Source organism: Citricoccus zhacaiensis (genome assembly GCF_014645315.1).
GTDB lineage: Bacteria > Actinomycetota > Actinomycetes > Actinomycetales > Micrococcaceae > Citricoccus > Citricoccus zhacaiensis.
The window spans coordinates 178442-185763 of record NZ_BMLQ01000003.1 but is presented as its reverse complement, the minus strand read 5'-3'; the positions used below and the strand labels follow the sequence as shown (position 1 = coordinate 185763).

Genomic DNA, 7322 nt, shown 5'->3' with positions numbered 1-7322 from the left:
GTGACGCGCCGCCGTCGTGGGCCAGGGGTTCGGATCAGGCCATCACGCCATTGCCTCAGTTTCGACGTTGGCCTTCTTCGGCACCTTGCGGTCCGAGCCCTCTTCGAAGACCAGCTGGTAGACGCCATTGGCGTCGTGGGTCTCGCGGCCGGTCACCGGCGGGTTGAAGACGCAGGCCATGCGCAGCTCGGTGGTGGCGCGCACCGTGTGCCTCTCGTTGCCGTCCAGCAGGTACATGGTGCCGTCCTTGAGCTCGTGTACCTCACCGGTCACCTCGTTGGTCAGGGTGCCCTCACCCTGCACGCAGTACACGGCCTCGATGTGGTTCGCATAGTGGAACGTCGAGGTGGTGCCGGCATAGATCACGGTGTCGTGGAAGGAGAAGCCGACGCCCTCGCGCGCCAGCACCATGCGGCGTGAGCGCCAGGTCTCGGACTTGATGTCGCGCTCGGTGTCGTTCAGGTCGTTCAGGTTGGTCACCAGCATGTGGATTCCTTTCGGTCAGGACGGTTGGTACATCTGCAGGGGGCACGACGGCGGCCGGCGCGGCGTGTGCCGCACAACGTACCGCCGTCGGTGCCGTGGAGGAAAGCGCCCGGGCGCTGGGGGACTCAGGCGGCGGCGAGCGCGCCGGCTCCCGGCTGATAGGCGACGTCGGTGCCGGTCACCTTGGCCACGGCGGCGGCGATGATGCCCATGCCGCGCTCCAGCTGGTCCTTCGGGGTGGTCAGGGCCGGCATCAGCTTCAAGACCTCATCGTCGGGACCGGAGGTCTCCACGAGCAGGCCGTTCCGGAAGGACTCGGCGGCCACCTTGTTGGCCACCTCCGTGTCCGCGAAGTGCAGGCCGGCCAGCAGTCCGCGGCCCCGGACGGAGGCACCGTCCACGGAGGCGGCGATCTGTTCCAGGGCACCGTGCACGGTGGCGATGGCCTCGGCCAGCTGTCCCTTCTGGAACGAGTCGTCGGCCCAGAACTCCTTCAGGGTGGCGGTGGCGGTGACGAACGCCGGGTTGTTGCCGCGGAAGGTTCCGTTGTGCTCGCCGGGCTCCCACACGTCCAGCTCGGAGCGGAAGAGGGTCAGGGCCATCGGCAGGCCGTAACCGGAGATCGACTTGGAGACGCAGACGATGTCCGGGGTGAAGCCGGCCTCCTCGAAGCTGAAGAAGGAGCCGGTCCGGCCGCAGCCGGCCTGGACGTCGTCCACGATCAGCAGGATCTCATGCTTGCCGCACAGATCCGAGAGCTGCTTGAGCCACTCGAGGCGGGCGGCACGCACGCCGCCTTCGCCCTGGACGGTCTCCACGATGATGGCGGCCGGCTTGTCCACGCCGGAGCCGGAGTCCTCCAGGACACGCTCCAGCCACATGAAGTCCTCGGTCTCACCGTTGAAGTAGTCGTCATACGGGATCTTCGAGCTGTTGGTCAGCGGGATGCCGGCGCCCTTGCGCTTCATCGAGTTGCCCGTCACGGACAGGGAGCCCAGGGTCATGCCGTGGAACGCATTGGTGAAGGACAGGATGTGCTGGCGGCCGGTCACCTTGCGGGCCAGCTTGAGGGCGGCCTCCACGGTGTTGGTGCCCGTCGGGCCGGGGAACATGACCTTGTAGTCCAGTCCGCGCGGTTTCAGGATGACGTCGCTGAAGGTCTGCAGGAAGTCCCGCTTGGCCGGCGTCATCATGTCCAGGGAGTGCACCGGGGCATCGCTGGTGAGGTACTCGACCAGGGCCTTCTGCAGCAGCGGGTGGTTGTGCCCGTAGTTCAGCGCGCCGGCACCGGAGAAGAAGTCCAGGTACTCGGTGCCGTCCTCGGCGGTCTGGACGGCACCCTTGGCCTGGGTGAAGACGGTGGGCCAGCCGCGGCTGTAACTGCGGACCTCGGATTCGATGGTGGTGAAGACGGTGGTGTCCATGGTTCATCCCTTTCTTGGCAGGCATCCGTGTGGTGGACGGCCTGCATGGTCGGTGGGGGCGATGGCGAGTGGTGATGGATTCAAGTTCGGGTCGCGCTGGGGCTTGCCGGCCGCAGGGCGAGGCCGCTGCACGGTGTCGGCAGCTAGGACGCGTTGACGGCGCGACTAGTCTGCGAGGGGCGAGATGCGGTGAAGGTATTCCGTGTCATGTCCGTCCGGGTACATCTCCGCGGTGATCAGCGGGGTGATCTGGTGATCCGCTCCGAAGCGCTCGGCGAGGCTGGCGAACAGCCGCTGGGAGGCCGCATTGTCATCCGTGATGGTGGTCTCCAGCGCCGCGGCGGAGGTGCGGGCGACGAGTTCGTCCAACATGCGGGAGGCCAGCCCATGGCCTCGGGCCGCCTCGGTCACGGCCACCTGCCACACCATCAGCGTGGTGGGGGCGTCAGGCCGGAGGTAGCCGGTGACGAAGCCGGCCGGCTCGCCGTCGATCTCGGCAATCACGGTGGTGTCGGCGAAGTCCCGGCACCAGAGCAGGTAGTAGTAGGACGAGTTGAGGTCGAGGACCTTCGAGTCCTTGGTCATGTGCCACAACGCCGCTCCATCCTCAGTCTGCGGAGGGCGGAGCACGGGGGCTGTCGGTCGGGTGGTCAGTGCTGTGTCTGCATCATCTGCCATCCCCTCCAACCTAACGAGATGAAATCTGATTTCAAGCCCGGTCGGGCGGATTTCCGGGGTTTTGGCCTCTTCTACCGCCGAGTATCGCCCTGCCCGACACGCCGCCGCATCCCATAGCTGACGCGGTTGCCCGGGCAAATCTTTCGAGGCCGAACGGGCGTCATGAGATCTTTATCATTCCGTTATCTTTGCAACCCTGAGAATAGCGTGCTATGAGCCCCGTCACAACGGCTGGGAGCCGAACGCATCTGGGCTAGGTTGCTGGAATGACCTACTCGACCTCGCAGATCACAGCGCTGCCCCTCGCAGCACGCCCACACCTGCTCGGCCGCACCGAGCAATTGATGCGCGTCCAGCTGTTCGAGGCACAGCAGCAGGGGGCGCTGGAGCGGACGGGCACCCTGAGAACGGGACCCTGGTCCAGGGATACCGAGGGGCGTCCCAGCGGGCTCTCCGCCGCCGTAGTCCTGGACAACACACTGGCCCGGGCCATCCGCGCGGCCGCCCCGGGCCGGGACTGGATCGTCACCACCGAGCTGCAGCTCAACTTCAGCCTCCCCTTCCCAGCCGAGGAGACCGTCCTGGACTCCTGGGCGAGCGCGGCCGCCGTCGACTCCCTGGGCGGCATGGCCCAGGCCACCCTGGAAGACGCCGAAGGGACGGTCTACGTCCACGCCACGGGGTGGTTCCAGGGCGTCGGCCCGAGCTCCAGTGCCACAGCGGACCAATACAGGCGACTCGCATCGCTCCCGCTCGGCCCAGAGACGGAGGTGCCCCTGGCCTCGCTCATGGGCATGCACGGCGGCACCGTGCCGGACGAGGACGCGGACGAACGGCCCTCCGTCACCGACCACTTCCAGGACGGTCCGCAGTTTGCCGAGAACGACGAGCTGATGAACCCCCAGGGCGCGGTGCACGGTGGGGCGCTGACCATCATGTCCGGCCTGGCGGCACAGCAGGCCATGCCGGACCGGACGGAATTCGATCTGCAGTCACTGCGCGTCCTGTTCCTCCGGCCGGCCGGGGGCCCCATCGCCGCCCGCACCCGGGTGCGCCACGCCGGGCGCTCCCTGCGCATCGTGGACGTCGAGCTGGTAGCCGGCGGGTCCGGCGTCGGGCATCTCGCCCAGACCAAGCCGTTCGTCCAGGCCGCAGCGGTGTTCCGCGCCGTACGCTGACGGGCGCGGCGAAACGGCAGGACCGGTCAGGCAGCCTGCTTGGACTCCTTGCCACGATCCAGGCCCAGGTCCTTCAGTGGGGTGCCGTCAATGGCCTGGACCATGACGTCCTCGGCCTCGACCACGGAGATGTCCAGGACGATGGCGACCTCGGCTGCGAGGATCTCCACGGCATCACGGTAGAGGGTGCGCTCGGCCATGGACAGGTCCTTCTCGGCCTGGCGGCGGTGCAGGTCGCGGACCACTTCGGCCACGCGGGGCAGGTCTCCGGTCGCCAACTTCTCCTGGAAGGCCTTCAGCCGGCGGGACCACTGCTCCTCGACGTGCTCACTGGGCTTGGCCAGCAGGGACATCAGCTTGCGCACCTGCGTGTGGCTGCTGACATCGCGGACACCGATGTCCTTGACCATCGACTCGGGAACGGAGATGCGCAAGCCCTTGTCCTGGATGTCCAGTTCCACATACGCGACGTCCTTGCCCTTCAATTGCCGGACCTGGCGATCGAGGACGATCGCGGGGCCGTGGTGGGGATGGACAACAAACTGACCGGGAACCAGACGCATGGGTGGGATGCACCTTCCTGTTGCTTACACCGAGATGTCACCGGGGCAAGCAGAAGCGCACCACCGGGAAAATGACCAATTCATTTTCTCATTATTTGTTTCAGAAAACAAGTCGGCGGCGTGTCCTTGGGTGCACTGGGCGACATGATGCCTTATGCTCTCGGCAACCTGCGCTTGCGCGGCCGCGCGGGCTCGGTGCCGGCCTGGTCCGGCATGCGCCCCGGCGGGGTGGCCCCCTCCTCCCCCATGCCGACCGCGACCTCCGTGGCCGCCTCGCTGGCCCCGGCGCGGGAACCTGAAGCGGCGTCCGTGACCACGCCGGATTCGGTGTCCGGGGCGCTGCCGCCCATCAGCGCACTGGGCTCGGCGAAGTCCCCCGCCGCGAAGCGCAGGGTGCCGAGGATGCGGTTCAGGCCCGTCAGGTCCCTCGCAGGCAGGCCGACGTCCGAGAAGACCTCGCGATTGAGCTCACGCGCCGCCTGCAGGGCCACATCGCGGCCCTGCGGCGTGATGGCGATGAGGTTGGCCCGGCCGTCCGTGGGGTGCGGCCGGCGTTCCACGAGCCCGGCCTGGCCCAGTCGTTCCACGGTGTTGGTGACGGAGGTCGGATGGACCTGGAGCCGGCTCGAGGCCTTGGCCAGCGGCATCGCCCCGGTCCGGGAGAACCCCAGCAGGGTCAACATCTCGAAGCGCGCGAAGGTCAGGTCCAGAGGCCGCAGCACGGCGTCGATCCGGGCCATCAGGATCTGCTGCACGCGGAAGAGGGAGGTCACCGCGGCCATGGCGTCAGCAGACTCGTCCCATCCGTGGCCCACCCAGTTCTGGTGGGCCTGCGCCACGGGATCGTGCTGGAGCGGGGGGGTCACGAGGCGGGTTCCCCCGTCCTGGTTCGCCGCTGGGTGTCCCGGCCGCCGTTCCAGGTGAACTCGGGGGTCCTCTTGGCCAGGAAGGCTCCGACCCCGGCTTCGGCGTCTCCGGCGGTGGCCATCAGGTGCTGCCAGTGGTCGCTGGCGTCCCGCAGTTCCGCTCCGCTGTCATCTCCGGCGCCCGCCGCATCAATGGTGTCCACGATGTCCTTCATAGCCTGGATGGACAGCTGGGACCGGGCGGCGAGCCGCTGCACGAACGCGTCCACTTCGTCCCAGAAGGTCTCGGCGGGGTGGACCGCCTGGACCAGGCCGAGCACGCGGGCCCGCTCGGCGTCCACGAAGTCGCCGCTGAACAGGAGGTACTTGGCGGTGGCCGGCCCGGCGATGCGCACGAGCCGCTCGATCCCGGCCGTCGGGTACACGATCCCGATCTTCGCCGGGGTGATCCCGAAGGTCGCCCCGGACGAGGCCAGCCGGATGTCACAGGCCGCCGCGATCTGCCAGGCACCCCCGAGGCAGTAGCCCTCGACGGCGGCGATGGTCGGCTTGTGCAGCCCGGCCAGGGCCGCCTCGCCGGCGGCCACGGCGCCGCCGTCGTGGTGACCGGAGTCCTCGTCCCGCAGGATGGCGCGCAGATCGGAGATGTCCGCCCCGGCGGAGAAATCCGTTCCGGCCCCGCGGACGACGACGGCCCGCACCGATGCGTCATCGGCCAGTCGGGCGCAGGCCGGCTCAAGGGCCCGCCACATGGCCTCCGTCATGGTGTTGCGCCGCCCGGAATTGGACAGGGTGAGGGTGGCAATGGACCCCGACTGGGACACCTCCACCGATCCCCCAGACGCAGTGGTCTCGGTCATGACCGCACCGTCTCCTGCACGATGCCTGCCTCGACGAGGCCTGCGATCTGGCCCTCGTCCAGGCCCAGGCCCTCGAGCACGGAGCGCGTGTCCTCGCCCAGCGCCGGTGGTGACTTGCGCACGCCGGTGGCGGTGCCGTCGATGCTGAGCGGCCCGCGCAGCAGCGGCAGGGCCGAGCCGTCCGTTCGCGTCACGGTCTGCACCATGTCCAAGGCTTGCACCTGGGGGTCCTCGAAGGCCTGGGCATAGGTGTAGATGGGCCCGGTGGGGATCCCCGCGGCGCGGAAGGCCTCGATCCATTCCAGCCCGGGGCGGGTCATCAACTTCTGTTCGATCTGCTCGGTCAGCTCGGCCCGGTGCTCCGAGCGATCACGTCCCAGGGCGAAGCGCGGATCCTCCTCGAGCTCGGGTGCGCCGATGATCGCGCAGAACTTCTTCCAGTGGGCCTGGTTGCCCACCGCGATGATCGCCGGGATGTCGGCCGTCCGGAATACCCCGTAGGGCGAGAGCACGGGATGGTTGTTGCCCTGCGGCACCGGGACGGTGCCGGTGGACAGGTAGTTCTGGCCCTGGAACGCCGAGACGGCCAGTCCGGCCTCCAGCAGGGAGGTCCCCACCTCGTGGCCTTGCCCGCCGTTGCCGGCGCGGCCGGCCAGCGAGGCACAGATCCCCACCGCGGTGAAGACGCCCGCGTAGAGGTCCATCACCGGCACCCCCACCCGGGTGGGAGAGTCCGCGTCCGGGCCCGTCACGGACATCAGCCCAGACATGCCCTGGGCCACCTGGTCCAGTCCGGCCGCCTGAGCCAGCGGGCCGGTGGTCCCGAAGCCGGAGACGGAGGCGATCACCAGACCGGGATTCGCCTGGCGCAACGCCTCTGGGTCCAGGCCCATGGTGGCCAGTACCCCGGGGCGGAAGTTCTCCACCAGCACGTCCGCGGACACCGCGAGGTCCCACAGCAGCTGACGGCCCTGCTCGGTGTAGAAGTCCACCGCGATCGACTGCTTGTTCCGGTTCGTGGAGTCGAAGTAGAGCGAGTGCTCGTCCTCGAACGGTGGCCAGGACCGGGTGGAGTCCCCGCCCTTGGCGGACTCCACCTTGATGATGTCGGCTCCGAGGTCGCCCAGCAGCGCCGTGCAGTACGGTCCCGCCAGGGCCCGGGACAGGTCCATCACGGTGATCCCGGCCAGCGGCAGGGCTGCGCCGGCCGCGGCGGGTGACCCGCCGCCGTCGGGCACGGTGTTGTCCGCAATCTTGTCCATCATGC

At 68.6% G+C, this 7322-nt stretch carries 8 protein-coding genes; 1 reads left to right on the top strand and 7 read right to left on the bottom strand.

What is annotated here, in order from left to right:
- Window positions 1-42: 42 nt before the first annotated feature.
- The 3 genes from IEX49_RS06445 to ectA all read right to left on the bottom strand — a co-directional run bounded on the left by IEX49_RS06445 (window position 43) and on the right by ectA (window position 2495).
- Window positions 43-486 carry an ectoine synthase gene (locus IEX49_RS06445; protein ID WP_188805353.1) on the bottom strand — a complete coding sequence of 148 codons (444 nt, stop codon included), beginning with the start codon at window positions 484-486 and terminating at the stop codon, window positions 43-45.
- Between the two features lie 125 nt (window positions 487-611).
- Window positions 612-1910: a diaminobutyrate--2-oxoglutarate transaminase gene (ectB, locus tag IEX49_RS06440; RefSeq protein WP_188805352.1), complete on the bottom strand. Its 1299-nt coding sequence runs from the start codon at window positions 1908-1910 to the stop codon at window positions 612-614.
- 165 nt (window positions 1911-2075) lie between these two features.
- Window positions 2076-2495 carry a diaminobutyrate acetyltransferase gene (ectA, locus tag IEX49_RS06435; RefSeq protein WP_229672322.1) on the bottom strand — a complete coding sequence of 140 codons (420 nt, stop codon included), beginning with the start codon at window positions 2493-2495 and terminating at the stop codon, window positions 2076-2078.
- A 359-nt stretch (window positions 2496-2854) separates the two neighbouring features.
- Between ectA and IEX49_RS06430 the strand changes: the two genes are divergently transcribed.
- Window positions 2855-3766: a PaaI family thioesterase gene (locus tag IEX49_RS06430; protein ID WP_188805350.1), complete on the top strand. Its 912-nt coding sequence runs from the start codon at window positions 2855-2857 to the stop codon at window positions 3764-3766.
- A 26-nt stretch (window positions 3767-3792) separates the two neighbouring features.
- On the opposite strand, the gene IEX49_RS06425 is transcribed toward IEX49_RS06430, so the two are convergent.
- The 4 genes from IEX49_RS06425 to IEX49_RS06410 all read right to left on the bottom strand — a co-directional run bounded on the left by IEX49_RS06425 (window position 3793) and on the right by IEX49_RS06410 (window position 7320).
- A complete protein-coding gene (locus IEX49_RS06425; protein ID WP_188805349.1) occupies window positions 3793-4329 on the bottom strand; it encodes a CarD family transcriptional regulator in 537 nt (178 codons plus the stop codon).
- Window positions 4330-4481: 152 nt separating this feature from the next.
- Window positions 4482-5195: a MarR family winged helix-turn-helix transcriptional regulator gene (locus IEX49_RS06420; RefSeq protein ID WP_188805347.1), complete on the bottom strand. Its 714-nt coding sequence runs from the start codon at window positions 5193-5195 to the stop codon at window positions 4482-4484.
- Window positions 5192-6055 (bottom strand): enoyl-CoA hydratase/isomerase family protein, encoded by an 864-nt coding sequence (locus tag IEX49_RS06415; protein ID WP_188805345.1) that lies wholly within the window; start codon window positions 6053-6055, stop codon window positions 5192-5194. The genes IEX49_RS06420 and IEX49_RS06415 overlap by 4 nt, the downstream gene beginning before the upstream one ends.
- Window positions 6052-7320 (bottom strand): CaiB/BaiF CoA transferase family protein, encoded by a 1269-nt coding sequence (locus tag IEX49_RS06410; RefSeq protein ID WP_229672320.1) that lies wholly within the window; start codon window positions 7318-7320, stop codon window positions 6052-6054. The genes IEX49_RS06415 and IEX49_RS06410 overlap by 4 nt, the downstream gene beginning before the upstream one ends.
- Between the last annotated feature and the right edge of the window lie 2 nt (window positions 7321-7322).

Bases quoted from the DNA above. Each gene is read 5' to 3' on its own strand.
- IEX49_RS06445 (WP_188805353.1), bottom strand. From the start codon at position 486: ATGCTGGTGACCAACCTGAACGACCTGAACGACACCGAGCGCGACATC.
- ectB (WP_188805352.1), bottom strand. From the start codon at position 1,910: ATGGACACCACCGTCTTCACCACCATCGAATCCGAGGTCCGCAGTTAC.
- ectA (WP_229672322.1), bottom strand. From the start codon at position 2,495: ATGACCAAGGACTCGAAGGTCCTCGACCTCAACTCGTCCTACTACTAC.
- IEX49_RS06430 (WP_188805350.1), top strand. From the start codon at position 2,855: ATGACCTACTCGACCTCGCAGATCACAGCGCTGCCCCTCGCAGCACGC.
- IEX49_RS06425 (WP_188805349.1), bottom strand. From the start codon at position 4,329: ATGCGTCTGGTTCCCGGTCAGTTTGTTGTCCATCCCCACCACGGCCCC.
- IEX49_RS06415 (WP_188805345.1), bottom strand. From the start codon at position 6,055: ATGACCGAGACCACTGCGTCTGGGGGATCGGTGGAGGTGTCCCAGTCG.
- IEX49_RS06410 (WP_229672320.1), bottom strand. From the start codon at position 7,320: ATGATGGACAAGATTGCGGACAACACCGTGCCCGACGGCGGCGGGTCA.